Annotated in this window: 21 protein-coding genes, 1 other RNA gene and 1 riboswitch; of the genes, 12 read left to right on the top strand and 10 right to left on the bottom strand. The window is 69.0% G+C overall.

All coding sequences use genetic code 11. The features are described 5' to 3' along the window. Positions 1-35: 35 nt before the first annotated feature. The 4 genes from cobU to DIE11_RS03925 are packed head-to-tail and all read left to right on the top strand — an operon-like array spanning position 36 to position 3,460. Positions 36-596 (top strand): bifunctional adenosylcobinamide kinase/adenosylcobinamide-phosphate guanylyltransferase, encoded by a 561-nt coding sequence (cobU, locus tag DIE11_RS03940; RefSeq protein ID WP_124621614.1) that lies wholly within the window; start codon positions 36-38, stop codon positions 594-596. After that, positions 590-1,534 (top strand): adenosylcobinamide-phosphate synthase CbiB, encoded by a 945-nt coding sequence (gene cbiB / locus DIE11_RS03935; RefSeq protein ID WP_124621612.1) that lies wholly within the window; start codon positions 590-592, stop codon positions 1,532-1,534. Before cobU ends, cbiB begins: the two co-directional genes overlap by 7 nt. Then, positions 1,527-2,546, top strand: a complete 1,020-nt coding sequence (gene cobD, locus DIE11_RS03930; protein WP_124621611.1) for a threonine-phosphate decarboxylase CobD — start codon at positions 1,527-1,529, stop codon at positions 2,544-2,546. Before cbiB ends, cobD begins: the two co-directional genes overlap by 8 nt. Then, complete coding sequence (locus tag DIE11_RS03925; protein ID WP_124621609.1) at positions 2,543-3,460, top strand: cobalamin-binding protein; 918 nt, start codon at positions 2,543-2,545, stop codon at positions 3,458-3,460. The genes cobD and DIE11_RS03925 overlap by 4 nt, the downstream gene beginning before the upstream one ends. Positions 3,461-3,507: 47 nt before the next feature. Here DIE11_RS03925 and cobC read toward each other — a convergent pair whose 3' ends face one another. From cobC to DIE11_RS03900, 5 genes are read right to left on the bottom strand one after another with little or no spacing between them, the layout of a single operon-like run. Then, the gene (gene cobC, locus DIE11_RS03920) at positions 3,508-4,092 is read right to left on the bottom strand and encodes an alpha-ribazole phosphatase (protein WP_124621607.1); all 585 of its coding nucleotides are present in this window, start codon (positions 4,090-4,092) and stop codon (positions 3,508-3,510) included. Next, positions 4,077-4,853 carry an adenosylcobinamide-GDP ribazoletransferase gene (locus DIE11_RS03915; RefSeq protein WP_059603788.1) on the bottom strand — a complete coding sequence of 259 codons (777 nt, stop codon included), beginning with the start codon at positions 4,851-4,853 and terminating at the stop codon, positions 4,077-4,079. Before DIE11_RS03915 ends, cobC begins: the two co-directional genes overlap by 16 nt. Further along, positions 4,843-5,898 (bottom strand): nicotinate-nucleotide--dimethylbenzimidazole phosphoribosyltransferase, encoded by a 1,056-nt coding sequence (cobT, locus tag DIE11_RS03910; protein ID WP_124621605.1) that lies wholly within the window; start codon positions 5,896-5,898, stop codon positions 4,843-4,845. The genes DIE11_RS03915 and cobT overlap by 11 nt, the downstream gene beginning before the upstream one ends. A gap of 52 nt (positions 5,899-5,950) precedes the next feature. Continuing rightward, positions 5,951-6,763 carry an ABC transporter ATP-binding protein gene (locus DIE11_RS03905; protein WP_124621604.1) on the bottom strand — a complete coding sequence of 271 codons (813 nt, stop codon included), beginning with the start codon at positions 6,761-6,763 and terminating at the stop codon, positions 5,951-5,953. Continuing rightward, the gene (locus tag DIE11_RS03900; protein ID WP_124621602.1) at positions 6,760-7,758 is read right to left on the bottom strand and encodes an iron ABC transporter permease; all 999 of its coding nucleotides are present in this window, start codon (positions 7,756-7,758) and stop codon (positions 6,760-6,762) included. The genes DIE11_RS03905 and DIE11_RS03900 overlap by 4 nt, the downstream gene beginning before the upstream one ends. A 698-nt stretch (positions 7,759-8,456) precedes the next feature. Continuing rightward, positions 8,457-8,710, bottom strand: a riboswitch (cobalamin riboswitch). Between the two features lie 176 nt (positions 8,711-8,886). Between DIE11_RS03900 and DIE11_RS03895 the strand changes: the two genes are divergently transcribed. The 5 genes from DIE11_RS03895 (at position 8,887) to DIE11_RS03875 (ending at position 11,290) form a co-directional block, all read left to right on the top strand. After that, positions 8,887-9,237: a hypothetical protein gene (locus tag DIE11_RS03895; RefSeq protein WP_059603797.1), complete on the top strand. Its 351-nt coding sequence runs from the start codon at positions 8,887-8,889 to the stop codon at positions 9,235-9,237. Next, positions 9,234-9,548 (top strand): cell division protein ZapA, encoded by a 315-nt coding sequence (locus DIE11_RS03890; RefSeq protein ID WP_011885730.1) that lies wholly within the window; start codon positions 9,234-9,236, stop codon positions 9,546-9,548. Before DIE11_RS03895 ends, DIE11_RS03890 begins: the two co-directional genes overlap by 4 nt. Positions 9,549-9,628: 80 nt before the next feature. Beyond that, positions 9,629-9,810, top strand: a non-coding RNA gene (gene ssrS, locus DIE11_RS03885) — 6S RNA. A 69-nt stretch (positions 9,811-9,879) separates the two neighbouring features. Then, on the top strand, positions 9,880-10,341 hold the full coding sequence (locus DIE11_RS03880; RefSeq protein WP_059603800.1) for an EVE domain-containing protein: 462 nt from the start codon (positions 9,880-9,882) through the stop codon (positions 10,339-10,341). Between the two features lie 208 nt (positions 10,342-10,549). After that, positions 10,550-11,290, top strand: coding sequence for an SIMPL domain-containing protein (locus tag DIE11_RS03875; protein ID WP_124621600.1), 741 nt, complete (start codon positions 10,550-10,552; stop codon positions 11,288-11,290). Between the two features lie 167 nt (positions 11,291-11,457). On the opposite strand, the gene lgt is transcribed toward DIE11_RS03875, so the two are convergent. Together lgt and DIE11_RS03865 are read right to left on the bottom strand one after the other, a co-directional pair. Next, positions 11,458-12,348: a prolipoprotein diacylglyceryl transferase gene (gene lgt, locus DIE11_RS03870; protein ID WP_059603806.1), complete on the bottom strand. Its 891-nt coding sequence runs from the start codon at positions 12,346-12,348 to the stop codon at positions 11,458-11,460. Between the two features lie 89 nt (positions 12,349-12,437). Next, a complete protein-coding gene (locus DIE11_RS03865) occupies positions 12,438-13,355 on the bottom strand; it encodes a LysR family transcriptional regulator (RefSeq protein ID WP_124621598.1) in 918 nt (305 codons plus the stop codon). Between the two features lie 135 nt (positions 13,356-13,490). Between DIE11_RS03865 and ilvD the strand changes: the two genes are divergently transcribed. Together ilvD and DIE11_RS03855 are read left to right on the top strand one after the other, a co-directional pair. Then, positions 13,491-15,164 (top strand): dihydroxy-acid dehydratase, encoded by a 1,674-nt coding sequence (gene ilvD / locus DIE11_RS03860; protein WP_059603812.1) that lies wholly within the window; start codon positions 13,491-13,493, stop codon positions 15,162-15,164. A gap of 125 nt (positions 15,165-15,289) precedes the next feature. Continuing rightward, positions 15,290-15,619, top strand: coding sequence for a c-type cytochrome (locus tag DIE11_RS03855; protein ID WP_059603815.1), 330 nt, complete (start codon positions 15,290-15,292; stop codon positions 15,617-15,619). Between the two features lie 143 nt (positions 15,620-15,762). Here DIE11_RS03855 and DIE11_RS03850 read toward each other — a convergent pair whose 3' ends face one another. Genes DIE11_RS03850 through DIE11_RS03840 form a run of 3 tightly spaced genes read right to left on the bottom strand, consistent with a single transcriptional unit; the run spans position 15,763 to position 18,440 of the window. Further along, positions 15,763-16,452, bottom strand: coding sequence for a DUF2486 family protein (locus DIE11_RS03850; RefSeq protein WP_124621596.1), 690 nt, complete (start codon positions 16,450-16,452; stop codon positions 15,763-15,765). Between the two features lie 25 nt (positions 16,453-16,477). Then, the gene (locus DIE11_RS03845; protein WP_059603821.1) at positions 16,478-16,894 is read right to left on the bottom strand and encodes a DNA polymerase III subunit chi; all 417 of its coding nucleotides are present in this window, start codon (positions 16,892-16,894) and stop codon (positions 16,478-16,480) included. Positions 16,895-16,928: 34 nt separating this feature from the next. Continuing rightward, on the bottom strand, positions 16,929-18,440 hold the full coding sequence (locus tag DIE11_RS03840; RefSeq protein ID WP_124621594.1) for a leucyl aminopeptidase: 1,512 nt from the start codon (positions 18,438-18,440) through the stop codon (positions 16,929-16,931). Positions 18,441-18,562: 122 nt separating this feature from the next. Here DIE11_RS03840 and lptF point away from each other — a divergent pair, with 122 nt between their 5' ends. After that, positions 18,563-19,654: an LPS export ABC transporter permease LptF gene (gene lptF, locus DIE11_RS03835; protein WP_059603829.1), complete on the top strand. Its 1,092-nt coding sequence runs from the start codon at positions 18,563-18,565 to the stop codon at positions 19,652-19,654. Positions 19,655-19,656: the final 2 nt, after the last annotated feature.

Below are 19,656 nucleotides of genomic sequence, written 5' to 3'. Positions count from 1 at the left end.
CCGCGCCGCCACGCGTGCGCCGTTACAATCACGCGATGATTCCGCACGACCTCACCTTCGTCCTCGGCGGCGCGCGCTCGGGCAAGAGCGCGCACGCCGAGCGGCTCGCCGCCGACAGCGGCCGCCCCGTCACCTATATCGCGACCGCGGCCGCGACGAGCGCCGATGCCGAATTCGAACGGCGCATCGCGCATCACCGCGCGCGCCGGCCGGCCGACTGGGGCTTCGCCGACGCGCCCGTCGACCTCGCCGGCACGCTCGCGCGGCTCGACGATCCGCGCGCGTGCCTGCTCGTCGACTGCCTGACGCTTTGGCTCACGAACCTGCTGTGCCCGCTCGACGGCGAGCCGCTCGACGATGCGCAGTATGCGGCGCAGGTCGAGCGGCTCGAGCACGCGTTGTGCGATGCGCGCGCGAAGGTGATTGTCGTCAGCAACGAAATCGGGCTCGGCGTCGTGCCGCTCGGGTCGGTCACGCGCCGCTACGTCGACGAACTCGGGCGCCTGAACCAGCGCATCGCCGCGCTCGCGACGCGCGTGACGCTGCTGGTCGCCGGGCTGCCGCTCGAACTCAAGGCCGGAGCGCCGTCATGCTGATGCTGTCGCTGCCGGTCGTCGCGATGCTCGCGGTCGCGGCCGCGATCGTCGATCGCATCGTCGGCGAACCGGCCGGCTGGCATCCGCTCGTCGCGTTCGGCCGGCTCGCCGCGCGCATCGAAGGCGCGCTGAACACGGGCCGGCGCGGCCGCATGGTCGGCGTCGCCGCATGGCTCGCGGCGGTGGTGCCGCCGGTGGCCGTCGCCGCGTGGCTTGCGGCCGTGCTGCCCTGGCCGCTCGCGGCCGCGCTGCACGTCGCGCTGCTGTGGTTCGCGCTCGGCGCGAAAAGCCTCGCCGACCATGTCGCACCGATCGCCGCCGCGCTGCTGCGGCACGACCTCGACGCCGCGCGCGCGCTGACCGCACGCATCGTCTCGCGCGACACGAGCGAAGCCGACGAAGGCGCACTGTCGCGCGCGGCCGTCGAATCGGCGCTCGAGAACGGCAACGACGCGATCTTCGGCGCACTCTTCTGGTTCGTCGTCGCGGGCGGCCCCGGCGCGCTGCTGTTCCGGCTCGCGAACACGCTCGACGCGATGTGGGGCTACCGCACACCGCGCTTCCTGACGTTCGGCTGGGCCGCCGCGCGCCTCGACGACGCGCTCAACTGGATTCCCGCGCGCCTCACCGCCGCGAGCTACGCGCTGCTCGGCGACACGGCCGCCGCGTGGCGCTGCTGGCGCACCCAGGCGCGCCACTGGGACAGCCCGAACGCAGGCCCCGTGATGGCTGCCGGCGCCGGCAGCCTGAACGTGCAGCTCGGCGGCCCGGCCGTCTATCATGGCGAAATCGAAGACCGTCCCGCGCTCGGCACCGGCGCGCCGGCGACTGCCGTGCACGTCGTCGCCGCGCTGTCGCTCGTCACGCGCACGCTCGCGCTGTGGCTCGCGCTGCTCGTCGCGAGCGGCGCACTCATTCTCGCTACCCATCATGTCTGACGCACGCATCCCGCACGGCGGCAACCTGCACGAAGCCGCGCGCCGCCACGGCATTCCGTACGACGCCTGGCTCGACCTGTCGACCGGTATCAATCCGGTCGGCTATCCGGTGCCGCCGGTCCCGGCCGACGCATGGCGCCGGCTGCCCGACGACGGCGATACGCTCGCCGCATGCGCGGCCGGCTACTACGGCGCACCCGATGCCGCGCACGTGCTGCCGGTCGCCGGCAGCCAGGCCGCGATCCGCGCGTTGCCCGCGCTGCTGCCGACTGGCGACGCCGGCGTCGCTGCGCTCGCGTACGGCGAATACGCACCTGCATTCGCACGCCACGGCCATCGCGTCGTCCCGCTCGACATCGGCGCGGACGTGCTGCCCGCAACGCTACGCCACGTCATCGTCGGGAATCCGAATAATCCGACCGCCGAATTCGTTCCGGCCGAACGGTTGCTCGGCTGGCATGCTCAGCTGTCGGCACGCGGCGGCACGCTGATCGTCGACGAGGCATTCGCGGATACGGGCGTCACGCCGTCGCTCGCGCAGTTCACCGATCGTCCGGGCCTCGTCGTGCTGCGCTCGGTCGGCAAGTTCTTCGGACTCGCCGGCATTCGAGCGGGCTTCGTGCTCGCCTGCCCCGAGCGGGTCGCCGCGCTGCGCGACATGCTCGGCGCATGGACCGTGAGCGGCCCCGCGCGTCACGCGGTCGCCGCCGCCTTCGCCGATCGCGCATGGCAGGCCGCCGCGCGCGCGCGGCTCGCGGCCGACGGCCAGCGCCTGGCCGCGCTGCTGCGCACGCACGGCTTCGCGGTGCACGCGACGCCGCTGTTCAGCTGGACCGACGATCCGCGCGCCGCCGCGCTGCACGCGGCGCTCGCCGCACACGGGATCTGGACGCGGTACTTTGCACGACCGTCGAGCGTGCGCGTCGGCTTGCCGGGCAACGAAGCCGAATGGCGGCGCGTCGCCGACGCACTCTCGCAGTGCGTCCCGACGGTGTCACAGGCATCCGCATGAACGCGTGCCTGTTCCGTCGGTTGCCGGCCCTCGCGTCGCTGGTCGCGCTCGCGCACGCGCCCTTCGCTCACGCGGACGTGACGACCCGCGACGATGCCGGTAATACGGTCGCGCTGCCCGCGCCGGCGCAACGCGTGATCAGCCTCGCGCCGCATGCGACCGAGCTGGTCTACGCGGCCGGCGGCGGTGCGAAACTGGTCGGCACGGTCACGTACAGCGACTACCCGCCCGCCGCGCAAGCCGTGCCGCGCGTCGGCGACAACAAGGCGCTCGACCTCGAGCGAATCGCCGCGCTGAAGCCCGACCTGATCGTCGTCTGGCGACACGGCAACGCCGAGCGGCAAACCGACGCGCTGCGTGCACTGCACATTCCGCTGTTCTTCAGTGAACCGAAACATCTCGACGACGTGGCCACGTCGCTGCGTCGGCTCGGCACGCTGCTCGGCACGGAACCGGTCGCCGACGCAGCCGCGGCATCGTTCTCGCACGATATCGCCGCGCTGCGGGCGCGGTACGCGGCACGCCCGCCCGTCACGATGTTCTTCCAGGTTTGGGATCGCCCGTTGACGACGCTCAACGGCGCGCATCTGTTCAACGAAGTCATCACGCTGTGCGGTGGTCGCAACGTGTTCGCGGCGCTGAAGCCGCTCGCGCCGACCGTCACCGACGAGGCCGTGCTTGCGGCGAATCCGGAAGCGATCGTGACGACGAGTGCCGGCGCGACACGTTCGGACGCACCGCTGCCGAGCCTCGCGCGCTGGCGTGCGTGGCCTGCGCTGACGGCCGTGGCGCGCAACAACCTGTTCGCGATCGACGGCGATTTGCTGACCCGGCCGTCGCCGCGCATCGCGCAAGGCGCGGCCGCGCTGTGCGAGGATCTCGACGCCGCACGGGCGCGGCGGCCGGCGCGCTGACTCCGGGCCTCGATGCCCTTGCGCACGTCAGACGAGCAAGCGCTCGCCTATTCGTCCCAGTGGACGACTTCCCATGTGCGCGCAGCATCCTCCGTCCGCAACCAGACGACGCCGCCCGTCGGCACCGGTCGCGACAGCAGCGTATCGAGCGGCACGCGCAACGCATGCGACGCGAATGCGCGAATCACGCCTGCATGCGTGAGCGCCCATTGCTGCGCGTCGGTCCGCGCGACCGCGTCCGCGATCCGTGCGACGCGCGCGGCGAACCGTGCGACGCTTTCGCCGCCATGCGCGCACGCATGCATCAGGTCGGCCGCCCATGCATCGAGCGCCGCGCGGTCGATATCGTCCCAGCGCCGCAGTTCCCACGCGCCGAAGTCCATTTCCTGCCAGCCGGCATCGCGCCGCAGCGGCACGTCGAACGTCTGTGCGAGCCGCTCGGCGACCGACGTGCACCGTGTCAGCGGGCTCGTCCAGACCTGCTCGGGCAACGGCGCCCCGAGCGCCGCCAGACGCTCGCGCACGGCCCGCGCCCCCGCCTCGGCCGATGCGGCGAGCGGCACGTCGCTGCGTCCGTAGCAAACGCCCGGTTCGACATCGACGGCCGGATGGCGAATCAGTACGAGATCCATCCGAGCACCACGAGATAAATCGCCAGCTCGCTCAACTGCTGCGCGAAGCCGAGGCAGTCGCCCGTATAACCGCCGATCCGCTTCACGAAATAGCGGGCCGCCCATGCGCGCACGAGCACGAGCGAGACGAGAGCCGCGAGACCCGCGCGCCAGTCCGGCCAGAACAGCCACGGCAGCCCGAATGCGGCCGCGATCCAGGCCGCGCGTGCGCCCATGCGTTGCGCGACCGGTTTCGCCTTGCCTTCCGGCCGGACATAGTCGAGCGACATCAGCAGGCTCACGGCCCCCGCGCGGCTCGCCGCATGCGCGGCGATCATCGTCCACGCGGCGCGCAGCGGCGGCATGGCCGCGAGCGCCTGCCATTTCAGGCCGAGCGCGATCACGAGCGCGACCGCGCCGAACGTGCCGATGCGCGAATCGTGCATGATGCGCAGCACGTCGTCTCGCGCGTAGCCGCCGCCGAACGCATCGCAGCTGTCGGCCAGGCCATCCTCGTGGAACGCGCCGGTCGCGAGCAGCGTCGCGGCCATCGACAGGCCGACCGCGATCGACGCGGGCAACACGCGCAGTGTCGCCAGATAAACGAGCGCGCCCCACGCGCCCACGCACGCGCCGACCAGCGGAAAGTAACGTGCGGCCTGATCGAGATCGCCGGCTGCGTAGCCGATCGCGCGCGGCACCGGCACGCGCGTGAAATAGCCGAGCGCGACGAAGAAATAGCGCAGTTCGGCGCGTACACCGCTCGCGCGCTCAGGCGTCACGATTGTCTACGCCCGCGGATTCGAAGCTCGCCATCTCGGTGAGGAACGCGACCGCCGCGCGCACCAGCGGCAGCGCGAGCGCGGCGCCCGTGCCTTCGCCGAGGCGCAGGTCGAGCGCGAGCAGCGGCTTCGCGCCGAAATGCTCGAGCATGCGCCGGTGCCCGGCCTCGTGCGACGCATGCGAGAACACGCAGTAGTCGCGCACGCCGGGCGCGATGCGCTCGGCGACCAGCAGCGCGGCCGTCGCGATGAAGCCGTCGACGAGGATCGTCATCCGCTCGCTCGCGGCCGCGAGATACGCGCCCGTCATCATCGCGATCTCGAAACCGCCGAACGTCGCGAGCACATCGAGCGGCGCGATCGCATGCGAATGCCGGACGAGCGCGCGGCCGAGCACCGCGCGCTTGTGCGCGAGCCCCTGGTCGTCGAGGCCCGTGCCGCGCCCGACGCACGCGTCGATCGGCACGTCGAGCAGACGGCTCATCAGGCATGCGGCCGACGACGTGTTCGCGATCCCCATTTCGCCGAAGCCGATCACGTTCGTGCCCAGCGAGGCGTGCAGGCGCACGCGCGCCGCGCCGGCGGCGAGCGCCGTCTTCGCTTCGTCGGGCGTCATCGCCGGTTCAACCGCGAAGTTGCGCGTGCCGCGCGCGACGGGCAGCGACACGAGCCGGTCGGACACCGGCAGCGGCGACGCGACGCCCGCATCGACGATCTCGAGCACGCTCTGCGCGACGCCCGAAAACGCATTGATCGCCGCGCCGCCGGCCAGGAAGTTCGCGACCATCTGCGCGGTGACCGCCTGCGGATACGGGCTCACGCCCTCGGCCGCGATCCCGTGGTCGCCGGCGAACACGATCGTCACCGGACGCTGTACATGCGGCTTCTCGGTGCACTGGATCAGGCCGATCTGCAGCGCGAGAGCCTCGAGCTGGCCGAGACTGCCGGGCGGCTTGGTCTTGTGATCGATCACATGCTGCAGGCGCTTTCGCAGCGTGTCGTCGAGCGGCGCGATCGCGGGCGGGAAGTCGGTCGGATTCGTCATCGGAAGGTTGCCTTGTTGGCGCGGCCGGTGCCGCGCATCGAAAGAATGAAGTTCATCGTCGCTCGGGCCACGCAGGCAGCAGCGCGTCGCGGCCGTTCTCGCGGATCAGCACGAGCGGGTAGCCGAACGCGTCGCTCGCGCGCGCCGGCGTCAGTACATCGTGCACGGGGCCCGCCCACGCATGGCCGCGGCCGTCGAGCAACAGCGCGTGCGTCGCGAAACGCCGCGCGAGATTCAGGTCGTGGCATGAGAACAGTACCGTGCGCGGGCCCCCGTCGAGCCATGCGCTCAGCGCGGTCAGGCCATCGATCTGGTGATGCAGGTCAAGATGGGCGAGCGGTTCGTCGAGCAGCATCAGCGGCGCGTCCTGGCACAGCGTCGCGGCCAGCGCGACGCGCTGCCGCTCGCCGCCCGACAGCGACAGCACGTCGCGCGACGCGAGTGCGGTCAGCCCGAACGTCGCGAGCGCGTCGCGCGCGGCCGCGCGGTCGCCGTCGCGCTCCCATCCCCAGCCGCCGAGATACGGGAAGCGGTTGAGCAGCACCGTGTCGAATACCGTCGCGCTGAACGCATCGTGCAATTGCTGCGGCATCAGTGCGCGGCGCCGTGCGAGCTGTTCGGGCGGCCATGCGGCGAGCGGCCGGCCGTCGATCTCGATGTGGCCGCCGGCCGGTCGCTGCAGGCCCGCGAGCGTCGCGAGCAGCGTCGTCTTGCCCGCGCCGTTCGGCCCCGCGACGCACCAGATCTCGCCGGAACGGAACGCCTGCGTGAAGCCGTCGAGCAGCGTCCGTTCGCCGGCCTTCAGCGTGAGAGCGATCGCTGCGTAGGTCATGTCGCCGGCAGTGTGCGGTGCGGCGTGCGTCATCGCATCGGTCTCCTCAGCAACATCCACAGGAACACCGGCACGCCGATCAACGCGGTCATCACGCCGACCGGCAATTGCGCGGGTGCGATCGCCGTGCGCGCGAGCAGGTCGGCGGCCATCACGCCGCCGCCGCCCGCAAGCATCGCGGCGGGCAGCAGCATGCGCTGGTCGTTTCCGAATGCGAGCCGCAACGCATGCGGCACGACGAGGCCGACGAAGCCGATCGTGCCGGCCGTCGTCACCGCGGCCGCGGCGGCCAGCGACGCGACGAGGTAGATCCGCACGCGAACTCGCGCGACCGGCACACCGAGCGCGAGTGCGGTCGCGTCGCCGCGCAGCAGCACGTTGAGCTGCGGCGCGGCCGGCAGCGCGACGCATGCGGCCACCAGCAGCGCGCCCCATGCGAACCACGGCGCCGTCACGCCGTTCAGGTCGCCCGTCAGCCAGAAGATGATGCCGCGCAGTCGCGCATCGGGCGCGAGCGACAGCAGCAGCGTGACGAGCGCGCCCCACCCGGCCGCGATCACGACACCCGTGAGCAGCAGCCGCGGCGATGCGTCGCGCGAGTCGCCGCGCCACAGCTCGCGGCGTGCAAGCCCGAGCACGAGCGCGACCGAAACGAGCGCACCGGCGAACGCGGATGCATCGACGAGCCACCACGCGCCGCCCGCGATCATCGTGACGAGCGCGAAGCCGGCCGCGCCGCCGGACACGCCGAGCACATACGGCTCTGCGAGCGGATTACGCAGCAGCACCTGCAGCAGCGCACCGGCCAGCGCAAGCAGCGCGCCGCACGCGAACCCCGCGAGCGCACGCGGCAGCCGGAGCGTGCGCACGATGTCGGCGAACAGTGCGTCGCCGCCGTGCGGCACGAGCGACGCGAGCGCCTGCCACGGTGACATCGGCACGCTGCCGATCGACAGCGATGCGACGAACAGCAACGCGACCACGGCCGCGAGCGCTAGCCAGATCGCGGCGGCACGCGCGGCGCTCATGCGCCGCACGGCATCGCGCACGACGCGCGATGCTTCCGCCGACCATCGTTGCCGGCCGGGTGCGGCACCAGCGTCGCGCTCCGGCGTGTTGCAGACTTACGCAAGCTCGTCATCCTCGTCGAACAGATTGTTGATGCGTGCACGGACGAACAGCGCCCCGGAGATGTCATCGCGCGCGCGGCGCGGATGCCATGCCCATGTGCGGCAAAGCGAGCGATGCACGGCCGGCGGCGCACTAGAGCGCGCACCACGATCGGTACACCGATTCCCGCGTTTGGCCGATCGCGTCCCGCAAGCGTTCGGCCGGCCGAACGTCGGTCGCACCGGCGTGACACGGCCACGATCCATCGAGCCGCACCTGCGTGCGGTCGACATTCTGCGCAATATAGAGGAAGCCGCCGCATCGGGTCGATCGGCATCGCGGTTGCGTCGTAGCCATCAGGCATGTTCGGCGCGGCGACCGCGACTTCCGGCGGCAACGGCGCGGCGGCGCGCGGCGCGACAGGTGCCGGCGCCGCAACGGCCTGCGTCGTCGCCGATCCGGGCGAACCAGCCGCCGCCGCAGTGTGCGCGACGGCGAGATGCGGCGCGCCGCGGCGTGCGCCGGAGGCCGTGCGGACGATTGGGGTCAGCATCGAAGACAAGTCCCGTGAAGCACTGCGCGCCCCGCGTCCCCGCAGGCCGCGCGTCATGAAGCCGTACAGGCTCCCCGCCTCGGCCGGTATCCGGGCTGGCGGCGTACCGGCTCGCCTTCCCGCGCGTATCACGCGCAGTGGCCCGCGCCCGCGTGCGACCTGCACGCGAAACGCGCCCGAGCCGGCCTGCGTCGTCCGACGCGGCCGCTTACCGTTGCGGGGGCAGCGCAGGTTGGCGATCTCCATGCGGAGCACGCGCCCTGCTTCCCGTTTAACCGCGCGACATGCGCGCGAGCACCGAGGCGGCGCCAGTTTAGGAGCGGGTCGCGCAAGCGTCAAGAAAGCGGCCGAACGTATGCCGGGAGCACGCCGCGAACACGCCGGAGCCGCGTATTCGCGGCAAGAAGCCGGGGTGTTACGACTGGAAACGTTACAGATGTCGGAATGCGCGTTATTCCGCGCTAAAATGCTGGGTCTTTAGAGGACGCAGCAAATGCTCAACGAACTCGAAACCTTATCTCAAAATATTGGCCGTCTGATCTCGCTGAACAAGCGCTATCACGCGGAACGGCTCGCGCTCGAGGAGCAAGTCGCGCAAATGCGCGCGGAAGCGGACACGGTCCGCGCGGAACTCGCGCAACTGCGCGACGAACGCAATGCGCTCGCGGCCGAGCGCGACACGCTGTCGGCAAAGATCGACGACGCTCAGGTCAAACTGAACGCGATTCTCGAAAAGCTGCCTCGCACGAAGAACGCAGAGCAAGCCGACAACCAGCTCGACCTGCTCGATGCGCAGGCGCGCACGGATGGCGACGACGCGGCCAGCCACGGAGAACATGCATGAGCACCAAGCAGATCGAAGTCTCGATTCTCGGCCAGCCCTATCGGCTCGCCTGTTCGGCCGAGACCGAAGCGGCGTTGCTCGAGGCCGTCGCACGCGTCGACGCTGAAATGTCGAAGATCCGCGCGAACAGTTCGGTGCGCGGCACGGACCGTATCGCGGTGATGGCGGCACTGTCGCTCGCATCCGAATTGCTGCGACTGCAAACGAGCGTGCGTCACGGTGAAGCATTTCCGGCGGAAGAAATCCGTCGTACAATGCACCAGATGAACGAACAGCTCGGCGCGGTGCTCGCACAGCACGAGACGCAGTAACGTTTGATCGATGCGTCGATTCCCCTTGATCTCGGCGATCAACGGTGGTCAAATTGGCGCAACGAAACACAGTTCAGTCAGCTTCCCTGCCTGGTTCGCCAAGGTCATATATTCCTTGAACCAATGCCATGTGCACGGTTGCGGAAATTTGTAGCACGGGCGCGCGCGTCACTCTGTCTGATGTACCCGAAGTGCTGCTAACTGCGACCAATTCTGAACCCCAGGTTCAGGATGCCGGCCTAGCGGCCAAGGCGGGGGCCTATCCAACGGCATCGGGGATCCCCGATGCCGTTTCCTTTTGTAGCAGCCCTTTCTGCGTCGATTACGATCCATGCAATACTGGCTGATGAAGTCCGAACCGGACGAAGCAAGCATCGACGATCTCGCGCACGCACCGCAGCACTCGCTGCCATGGACCGGCGTGCGCAACTATCAGGCGCGCAATTTCATGCGCGACACGATGAAGATCGGCGACGGCGTGCTGTTCTATCACTCGAGCTGCCCTGAGCCGGGCATCGCGGGCCTCGCCGAAGTCTCGTCGACGCCCTACCCCGACCCTACCCAGTTCGATCCGAAAAGCCCGTATTACGATCCGAAGTCGACGCAGGAAGCACCGCGCTGGCTGCTCGTCGACGTGCGCTTCGTGAAGAAGTCGCCGCTCGTGCCGCTCGCCGCATTGCGCGAGCATGACGAACTCGCCGACATGCGCGTGCTCGCACGCGGCAATCGGCTGTCGATCACGCCCGTCACGCGCGCCGAGTGGCGCTTCATCACCGAAAGGCTGATGAAGTAGGCGCACGCAGTCGCGGCATGCGCAACAGACAAACAGCAAAGGTCAAATCCCGTCAAGACGCGCCGCCGCCACGGAACTCGCGACGCGTTCGTGCGGCCTAAGCAACCGCTGTCGCCCGATCGGGACGACGGCCGTTTTTTCGTCGCGCGGTACGCCCGCGTCGCGCACGCGTGATCCGCATGCGCGCCCTCGCACAAGGAGTCCAACAATGACCAAGAAATCCGCACTCGCGCTGTCGCTCGCCCTCGCCGCCGCCGTGCCCGTCGCGCTGACGCTCGCGTCACCGGCCGCGCACGCGCAGACCGCGAACCCGCACTTTCCGGAACCGGCGGGCGTGCTGTCGCTGTCGTCGCAGGCCAGCGCCGACGTACCGCAGGACATCATCCACATCACGCTGTTCTACGAACAGCAGGCGAAGGACCCGGGCAGCCTGACGTCCGCGCTCAACCAGCGGGCCGACGCGGCGCTCGCGCAGGCGAAGGGCGTATCGGGCGTCAACGCGCACACCGGTGCGTTCTCCGTGTATCCGAGCACCGATCGCGACGGCAAGATCTCCGCATGGCGCGGCCGTACCGAAGTCGTGCTCGAATCGCGCGATTTCGCGGCGGCGTCGAAGCTCGCGGGCCAGCTGTCGAACCAGATGCAGGTCGCGAACGTCGAGTTCTCGTTGTCGCCCGAAGCACAGCGCACGGCCGAGCAGAAGCTCACGACCGAAGCGATCAAGTCGTTCCGCGCACGCGCGGACGAAGCCGCGAAGGCCTTCGGCTACAACAGCTACTCGATCCGCGACGTGAACGTCGGCGGCAGCCGCAACGTGCAGCCGTACCCGCGCATGCTGGCGATGGCCGCGGCACCGACGGACAGCGCGAAGATGAGCGCGCCGATCTCGGTCGAAGGCGGCAAGGCGACCGTGTCGGTCACGGTCAACGGCTCGGTGCAGATGAAGTAACGCACGTCGCGCAACGCGCGGCAGATGCGAAAACGCCGGCCTTCGGGCCGGCGTTTTTCGTTCGAGAGTCTGCGATCGATGCGCACGCCGATCGTGCGCATCCGCATCGCATCACGCGTCATGCGTCACACAGCTCGCGCGTGACGCAACCGCATGACGCAGCAACATCACGCCGCCACGCTCGCCGCGCGGCGACGGTACGCCCATACCAGCAGCGCGATGCCCGCGAGAATCATCGGCAGCGACAGCCACTGCCCCATCGACAGGCCGAGGGCAAGCAGGCCGAGGAAGTCGTCCGGTTCACGCGCGAATTCAACCGTGAAGCGCGCGAGCCCGTAGCCGATCAGGAACAGCGCGGATATCGCGCCCATCGGCCGCGGCTTGCGCGAGAAGAAGAAGAGCACGAAGAACAGCGCAATGCCTTCGAGCGCGATTTCGTAGAGCTGCGAAGGATGGCGCGGCAACATCTGGTACTGCATGAACACGTCGGCGAGATGCCACTTCTCGACGAGCGCCGGATGCCTCGGCAGCCACGCCGCGTCGTCACGCATCGCGCCCGGGAACAGCATCGCCCACGGCGCGCTCGGATCGGTCACGCGGCCCCACAACTCGCCGTTGATGAAGTTGCCGAGCCGCCCGGCCGCGAGCCCCGTCGGCACCATCGGCGCGACGAAATCGGTGACCTGCAGCCAGTGACGCTTGCGCTGCCACGCGAACAGGGCCATCGCGAGCGTCACGCCGAGGAAGCCGCCGTGGAAGGACATTCCGCCTTCCCACACCTTGAATACGTCGAGTGGATGCGAGAAGTAGAAGTCGGCCTTGTAGAACAGCACGTAGCCGAGCCGGCCACCGAGCACGGTGCCGAGCACACCGTAGAACATCATGTCGTCGATGTCCTTGGCGGTCCAGCCCTGCGCGGCGACGTACGGCAGCTTCAGGCGGATCCGGCCGACGACGATCGCCGCGATGAAGCCGACGAGATACATGAGGCCGTACCAGCGCACGGCCAGCGGCCCGAGATGGATCGCTACGGGGTCGAAATTCGGGTGAATGATCATGGGTTAGCGATGAAGTTTTCGAATGCGGTACGGCGCTCGCACAGGCGCCGCACCGCGCATTGGACGGCGCTGGCGCGCCATCGTTCGCATCATGCGGCAAGACCGTGCGCGCGCACGACGTCGATGAAGCCGGCGAGCACCGGGCTGACATCGCCCGTGCGCCACACGAGGCCAGTCTCGACGACCGGTGCGTCGCCGGCGAGCGGCCGATAGACCACGCCGGTGCGCCGCAGGTTACGCAACGACTGCGGCACCAGTGCGACGCCCATGCCGGCCGACACGAGGCTGACGATCGTCTGCATCTGGATTGCCTCCTGGCCGATGCGCGGGGTTTCCCCCGCCGCGCCGTAGCAGCCCGTAATGATGTCATAAAAGCCGGGCGCCAAACGACGCGGGAAGATGACGAGCGGCAGCGCGGACAGCTCGGCCAGATGCACGGGTTCGTCTTCGGGCACGCCGGGGGCCGCGGCCGCCGGCATCGCGACCACCAGCGGCTCGCGCACGACCGGCAGGTACGACAGCCCGGCCGCGTGGCGCGGCGGCACCGGCGGAATCACGAGCCCCGCGTCGATGCGGCCGGCGACGAGTTCGTCGATCTGTACGTCGCTCGTCGCTTCCGCGAGCTGCAGCCGCACGTGCGGATAGCGTGCGCCGAACGCGCGCAGCAGCGCCGGCAGCAGCCCGTAATCGGCGGTCGACACGAACGCGAGCGACAGCGAACCGGCTTCGCCGCGCGCGAGTCGCCGCGCGAGCGGCGGCAGCGCGTCGGCCGACGCGAGCAGCCGGCGGACGTCGGGCAGCAGCGCCGCGCCGACCGCCGTCAGCGCGACCGAGCGCTTGGTACGCGCGAACAGCGCGACGCCGAGCGCCTCCTCCAGCGCCCGGATCGCCTGCGACAGCGGCGGCTGCGTCATCGACAGGCGCTCGGCCGCGCGGCCGAAATGGCGCTCGTCGGCAACGGTCACGAAATAGCGCCACTGGCGCAGATCGGGCGTCGGGTCGGCCATGTCTCACTCATTCGCAAAACGACTTAATAATCGACAAATAATATATTGGACATTCCAAACCGGAAACTCCATTCTTGATTGATCCGAACCGGCGCGCCGTTCGCGGGAGTCGCCAATACAACGATGGAGTCCCCCATGCCGTACAACCGTCGCTCGAAGCACATCACGCAAGGCGTGGCCCGTTCGCCGAATCGCTCGATGTATTACGCCCTCGGCTACCAGAAGGACGATTTCGACAAGCCGATGATCGGCATCGCGAACGGCCACTCGACGATCACGCCGTGCAACTCGGGCCTGCAGCGGCTGTCGGACGCGGCCGTCGCGGCCGTGAAGGCGGCCGATGCGAACCCGCAGATCTTCGGCACGCCGACGATCTCGGACGGCATGTCGATGGGCACCGAGGGCATGAAGTATTCGCTCGTGTCGCGCGAAGTGATCGCCGACTGCATCGAGACCTGCGTGCAGGGCCAGTGGATGGACGGCGTGGTGGTGGTCGGCGGCTGCGACAAGAACATGCCGGGCGGGATGATCGCGCTCGCGCGCCTGAACGTGCCGGGCATCTACGTGTACGGCGGCACGATCCGGCCCGGCCACTGGAAGGGCCGCGACCTGACCATCGTGTCGTCGTTCGAGGCGGTCGGCGAGTTCACCGCGGGCCGGATGTCGCAGGAAGATTTCGAGGGTGTCGAGCAGAACGCGTGTCCGACGTCGGGGTCGTGCGGCGGGATGTACACCGCGAACACGATGAGCTCGTCGTTCGAGGCGCTCGGCATGTCGCTGATGTATTCGTCGACGATGGCGAACCCCGATCAGGAGAAGGTCGACTCGGCCGCCGAATCGGCGCGCGTGCTGGTCGAGGCCGTGAAGCGCGACCTGAAGCCGCGCGACATCATCACGAAGGCGTCGATCGAGAACGCGGTGTCGCTGATCATGGCGACCGGCGGCTCGACCAACGCGGTGCTGCACTATCTGGCGATCGCGCACGCGGCCGAGATCGACTGGACGATCGACGACTTCGAGCGCATCCGCAAGCGCGTGCCGGTGATCTGCGACCTGAAGCCGTCGGGCCAGTACGTGGCGACCGACCTGCACCAGGCCGGCGGCATCCCGCAGGTGCTGCGGATCCTGCTCGATGCGGGGTTGCTGCACGGCGACTGCATGACGATCACCGGCCGCACGATCGCCGAGGAGCTGAAAGACGTGCCGGGCGTGCCGCGCGCGGACCAGAAGGTGATCTTCCCGATCGACCGCGCGCTGTACAAGGAAGGGCATCTCGCGATCCTGAAGGGCAACCTCGCGCAAGACGGTGCGGTCGCGAAGATCACCGGCCTGAAGAACCCGGTGATCACGGGCCCGGCGCGCGTGTTCGACGACGAGCAAAGCGCGATGGACGCGATCCTCGGCGACCGGATCCGCGCAGGCGACGTGCTGGTGCTGCGCTATCTCGGTCCGCAGGGCGGCCCCGGCATGCCGGAAATGCTCGCGCCGACGTCGGCGATCATCGGCAAGGGGCTCGGCGAATCGGTCGGCTTCATCACCGACGGCCGCTTCTCGGGCGGCACCTGGGGGATGGTGGTCGGGCACGTCGCGCCCGAGGCCTTCGTCGGCGGCACGATCGCGCTCGTGCAGGAAGGCGACTCGATCACGATCGATGCGCACCGGCTCGTGCTGCAGCTGAACGTCGACGACGCCGAGCTCGCGCGCCGGCGCGCCGCGTGGAAGCAGCCTGCGCCGCGCTACACGCGCGGCGTGCTCGCCAAGTACGCAGCCCTCGCCCGCCCGGCGAACAAGGGTGCCGTCACCGGCTGATGCGGCACGCAGGTCATGCGACCCCATTGCAGACGGCCGCCGGGGAAACGCGCAAAACGCGCATTCCCTTTGCTTTTATAATGCGCGGACCGTGAAGCCGGCCGTTCCCGCCGGCGGAGAACCGCATGAAACAGACGATATCGCGCGCGCTGCTCGTGGCGCTGCTGACCGGCGGCGCGGCGGCGGCACACGCCGACCAGGCCAGCGACGGACTCGTGCTCGCGCAGCGCAAGAACTGCATGGCCTGCCATGCGGTCGGCAAGCCGCTGATGGGCCCGTCGTTCCACGACATCGCGGGCAAGTACGCGGCACGTGCCGACGCCGTCGATTACCTCGCGCAATCAATCGTGAAGGGCAGCGTCGGGGTGTGGGGGGGCGTGCCGATGCCCGCCAATACGCAGCTGACGAGCGTCGAGGCGCACACGCTCGCGCAGTGGGTGCTATCGCTCCACTGAGCCCGGTGACCGGGCGCGCGCACGCGCGCCGCGCCTGGCGCCCGGCACGATTCCATGCCTCTCGTTGCAACCGGATCGGCGATCGTCAGCGACGACGATCGGAGCCGCGCCCGCGGCGCCAGCGCACGACACTCGCCGTGCGCTCAGCCTGAACGACCCGTCCGGCGGCGAGCGATCTCTTCGTCGACCGCGTCGCGAACCCATTCCATCACTTCGGTTTCGAGCGCCAGCGCCACTTCGCGCGTGATCTGGCCGACCAGCCAGGCCGTATGGTCGTGCAGCGCGTCGCGGCAGCGTGCCTCGATGGCCTCGCGCCCTTCCCCGGTCAGATAATTCGTCAGCCGATCGCGCAGACGCTCGGCGATATGGTGCGCGTCCTCCGGTGTCAGCGCGGCGGCCGCACGCGACTCCGGGAGCGCTGCGCGAGCAGGATGATCGGTGGCCAGCCCGTCGGCAGCCGGTGCGCCCGCGTGGGACGGCATCGCTTCACCGGGCTCGCGCGGCGTCGCGGCAACGCCGGCCTGCTGCCCCTCGTCATCGGCCAGCGCGGAGCGCAACGGCGCCTGCGCCGCAGCCGATTCCTCGGCGACGACGTGTCCGGCGGCACCGGGTTGCGCCGGCGCATCGCTGTCGCCCGGCAGTTCGACGGTCGGGACGTCCGGCGTCGGCACCGGCTCGACCACCACGAATTCGGGGTCGGTTCCCGTGCGCTCCGGGGCGGCGGCATCGTCGCGCGGCGGCACATCGGTCGCGGACGAACGCGCCGGCACTGGCTTGCCCGGCACCAGCACGTCGGTCAGCGTCGGGATCGAAGAGGATTCGGCTTGTGTCACGGGGACGCTCCGTCGACGGTTTCGGCTAGCTGCCTTGCTTGTAGTTGTTCAGCGCGTATCCGCGATCGCGGTAGAAGCGGTAGCGGTCGCGGCCCGCGGCCAGTTCGTCCGGCGCATTGCCGACCACCTCGAGCAGGCGTTCGAAGCGCGCGAACTGCGCGGGCACGGCCGCGCCGAGGTTCAGCAGCACGTGGTGATGCGGCGCCTGGTCGAGATCAGCGGTCAGCACGATCGGCGTGCCGGCCGCATGCGCGCTGTCGACGCCGCAGTGCGGAATGAAATCGAGCGGCGAGAACGTCCAGAGCTGCTCGTCGAGCGCGCGCAGGCGCGCGGGTTCCGCGAGCACGACGACCGGCTGCCCGGCCTGGTAGGCCTTGCGCAGCAGCCGGCACGCGTACGCGAGCGAATCGCCGACGTTCGAATGGAAATCGATTCGCGTCATTGCCCGCGCACCCGCATCGTCGTGAGACCTGCCATCACTGGCCGGCGCGGTCGATCAGGAACTGCGCGAGCAGCGGCACCGGACGGCCGGTCGCGCCCTTCGCCGCGCCGCCCTTCCACGCCGTGCCGGCGATGTCCAGGTGCGCCCAAGGATAGCTGTCGGTGAAGCGCGACAGGAAGCACGCCGCCGTCACGGCGCCGGCCGGACGCCCGCCGATGTTCGCGATGTCCGCGAAATTCGACTTCAGCTGATCCTGGTATTCGTCGTCGAGCGGCATGCGCCACGCCGGATCGTTCGCTTCGCGCGAGGCGTCGAGCAGCTCGCCCGCGAGTGCATCGTCCTTCGAGAACAGGCCGCTGTTGTGTCCGCCGAGCGCGATCACGCAAGCGCCCGTCAGCGTCGCCACGTCGATCACCGCCGCGGGCTTGAAGCGTTCCGCATAAGTGAGCGCGTCGCACAGGATCAGGCGGCCCTCGGCGTCGGTGTTGAGCACCTCGATCGTCAGCCCCTTCATGCTGGTGACGATGTCGCCCGGCTTCGTCGCGTTGCCGCCCGGCATGTTCTCGCAGGTCGGCACGATTGCGACGACATTGATCTTCAGGCCCATTTCGGCGACCGCACGCATCGTGCCGAGCACCGAGCCCGCGCCGCACATGTCGTACTTCATCTCGTCCATGCCCTCGCCCGGCTTCAGCGAGATGCCGCCCGTGTCGAACGTGATGCCCTTGCCGACCAGCACGACCGGCGCGGCCTTCGCGGCGGCGCCCTGGTAATGCAGCACGATGAACTGCGGCGGCTCGACCGACGCGCGCGCGACCGACAGGAACGAGCCCATCTTGAGCGCCTGGATCTGCTTCAGGCCGAGCACCTCGACCTTCAGACCCCAATCCTTCGCGATCTTCTTCGCGGTATTGCCGAGATAGGTCGGCGTGCACACGTTGCCGGGCAGGTTGCCGAGGTCGCGCGTGAGGTCCATCCCGTTCGCCAGCGCGACGGCCTGCTTGGCCGCCAGCTTCGCCGCCTTTTCATCGGCCGGATTGACGCTGAACACGACGCGCTTGAGCGCATGCGACGCCGGTTCCGGCTTGCTCTTCATCTGCGTGAAGCGGTAGGTCTCGTTGCGCAGCGCGAGAATCGCCGCACGCACGCCCCAGTCGGAGCCGCGCTCGTCGACCGGCAGTTGCGCGAGCGTGAACGTGACCTGCACGATCTTGGTGGCCAGCAGCGCGCGCCATGCGGCCGTCGCCGCGTCGTTGTAGGCTTTCTGATTGAAAGCATCCTGCTTGCCGAGGCCGACGAGCAGCACGCGCGACGCACCGATGCCCGATACCTCGTGCAGGAACAGCGTCTTGCCGCGCTTGCCGTCCATGTCGCCGGCCTTCACCACGCGCGAGATCAGCCCCTTGGTGGCCGTGTCGATGTCGAGCGCCGCGCCCGAGAGAGTCTGCGCCTCGAAGATGCCGAGCACGATGCAGTCGGACTTCCCGGTCAGGAACCCCTTGGCCTCGCCTTTGCTCCAATCACAGCCTTTTATGCTAAAGTCCATCGCGCTTGTCCTCGGATAAAATCTGGGCTAAGGATGAAAGCCGCAATTATCCGCTATTTTTCCCGTGGCGGCGCGAGCGCTCCACCACGCGTGCGCAGCCTCCCGCCCTCTTCTCATCAAGAATGATCTTCGAACGCTCCCTCCAGCGCGAGCTTGCGTATACGGCTGGCGCCGTGTTCATGGTGCTGCTCACGATCATGCTCACGACGATGATGATCCGCATCGTCGGCTATGCCGCGTCCGGCGAAATCGATCCGCGCGACGTGCTCGTGCTGATCGGCCTGACCGTGATCGGCTATCTCGCCGTGATGCTCGTCGTCACGCTGTTCGTGTCGATCCTGTTCGTGCTGACCCGGTGGTACCGGGACTCCGAAATGGTCGTCTGGCTCGCGTCGGGCGTGAGCCTCACGCGCCTGATCAAGCCGATCGGCGTGTTCGCCACGCCGATCGTCCTGCTGATCGCGTTCTTCGCGTTCGTCGGCTGGCCGTGGTCGAACCAGCAGAGCAAGATGATCAAGGCGCGCTTCCAGCAGCGCGACGAGATCTCGCTGCTCGCGCCAGGCCAGTTCCGCGAATCGGCGTCGAACCATCGCGTGTTCTTCATCGAGAAGATGTCGCCGGACCAGAGCAAGGTGCAGAACGTGTTCGTCACGTCGACCGAGAACGGCAAGGTCAACGTCGTGGTATCGCACACGGGCCACACGGAAACGAAGGACGGCGATCGCTTCGTCGTGCTGGAGGACGGCCGCCGCTACGACGGCACGCCCGGCCAGCCGAACTTCAAGATCATGGAGTTCCAGCGCTACGGCGTGAAGATCACGAGCACGCCGGTCACCAACGTACCGACCACCAACAGCACGCCGACGCCCGACCTGCTGCGCAACCCGACGCGCGACAACCTCGCGGAATTCGCGTGGCGCGCGGGGCTGCCGCTGATCGCGATCAACCTGATGGTGCTCGGCATTCCGCTGTCGTACCAGAACCCGCGCCGCAGCCGCACGATCAACCTCGTGATGGCCGTGCTGATCTACCTCACGTACTCGAACCTGCTGAACGTCGTGCAGTCGCAGATCGAGCAGGGCAAGATGTCGTTCGGCGTCGGCCTCGTCGGCCTGCACCTGGTCGTCGCGGCGATCGTCGCGTTCATCTTCTGGTTGCGCGTGCGCAATCGTCCGCTGTTTACACGCGCGCTGTTCGGCCGCTCGGGAGCATGATC

This window comes from Burkholderia sp. Bp9012 (genome assembly GCF_003853825.1).
In the GTDB taxonomy this organism is placed as follows: domain Bacteria; phylum Pseudomonadota; class Gammaproteobacteria; order Burkholderiales; family Burkholderiaceae; genus Burkholderia; species Burkholderia diffusa.
This window is presented reverse-complemented; position numbering and strand designations above follow the sequence as displayed.

What these genes read in the sequence shown, in the direction of transcription:
- cobU (WP_124621614.1), top strand. Translation starts at nt 36, where the DNA reads ATGATTCCGCACGACCTCACCTTCGTCCTCGGCGGCGCGCGCTCGGGC.
- cbiB (WP_124621612.1), top strand. Translation starts at nt 590, where the DNA reads ATGCTGATGCTGTCGCTGCCGGTCGTCGCGATGCTCGCGGTCGCGGCC.
- cobD (WP_124621611.1), top strand. Translation starts at nt 1,527, where the DNA reads ATGTCTGACGCACGCATCCCGCACGGCGGCAACCTGCACGAAGCCGCG.
- DIE11_RS03925 (WP_124621609.1), top strand. Translation starts at nt 2,543, where the DNA reads ATGAACGCGTGCCTGTTCCGTCGGTTGCCGGCCCTCGCGTCGCTGGTC.
- cobC (WP_124621607.1), bottom strand. Translation starts at nt 4,092, where the DNA reads ATGGATCTCGTACTGATTCGCCATCCGGCCGTCGATGTCGAACCGGGC.
- cobT (WP_124621605.1), bottom strand. Translation starts at nt 5,898, where the DNA reads ATGACGAATCCGACCGACTTCCCGCCCGCGATCGCGCCGCTCGACGAC.
- DIE11_RS03905 (WP_124621604.1), bottom strand. Translation starts at nt 6,763, where the DNA reads ATGACGCACGCCGCACCGCACACTGCCGGCGACATGACCTACGCAGCG.
- DIE11_RS03900 (WP_124621602.1), bottom strand. Translation starts at nt 7,758, where the DNA reads ATGAGCGCCGCGCGTGCCGCCGCGATCTGGCTAGCGCTCGCGGCCGTG.
- DIE11_RS03895 (WP_059603797.1), top strand. Translation starts at nt 8,887, where the DNA reads ATGCTCAACGAACTCGAAACCTTATCTCAAAATATTGGCCGTCTGATC.
- DIE11_RS03890 (WP_011885730.1), top strand. Translation starts at nt 9,234, where the DNA reads ATGAGCACCAAGCAGATCGAAGTCTCGATTCTCGGCCAGCCCTATCGG.
- DIE11_RS03880 (WP_059603800.1), top strand. Translation starts at nt 9,880, where the DNA reads ATGCAATACTGGCTGATGAAGTCCGAACCGGACGAAGCAAGCATCGAC.
- DIE11_RS03875 (WP_124621600.1), top strand. Translation starts at nt 10,550, where the DNA reads ATGACCAAGAAATCCGCACTCGCGCTGTCGCTCGCCCTCGCCGCCGCC.
- lgt (WP_059603806.1), bottom strand. Translation starts at nt 12,348, where the DNA reads ATGATCATTCACCCGAATTTCGACCCCGTAGCGATCCATCTCGGGCCG.
- DIE11_RS03865 (WP_124621598.1), bottom strand. Translation starts at nt 13,355, where the DNA reads ATGGCCGACCCGACGCCCGATCTGCGCCAGTGGCGCTATTTCGTGACC.
- ilvD (WP_059603812.1), top strand. Translation starts at nt 13,491, where the DNA reads ATGCCGTACAACCGTCGCTCGAAGCACATCACGCAAGGCGTGGCCCGT.
- DIE11_RS03855 (WP_059603815.1), top strand. Translation starts at nt 15,290, where the DNA reads ATGAAACAGACGATATCGCGCGCGCTGCTCGTGGCGCTGCTGACCGGC.
- DIE11_RS03845 (WP_059603821.1), bottom strand. Translation starts at nt 16,894, where the DNA reads ATGACGCGAATCGATTTCCATTCGAACGTCGGCGATTCGCTCGCGTAC.
- DIE11_RS03840 (WP_124621594.1), bottom strand. Translation starts at nt 18,440, where the DNA reads ATGGACTTTAGCATAAAAGGCTGTGATTGGAGCAAAGGCGAGGCCAAG.
- lptF (WP_059603829.1), top strand. Translation starts at nt 18,563, where the DNA reads ATGATCTTCGAACGCTCCCTCCAGCGCGAGCTTGCGTATACGGCTGGC.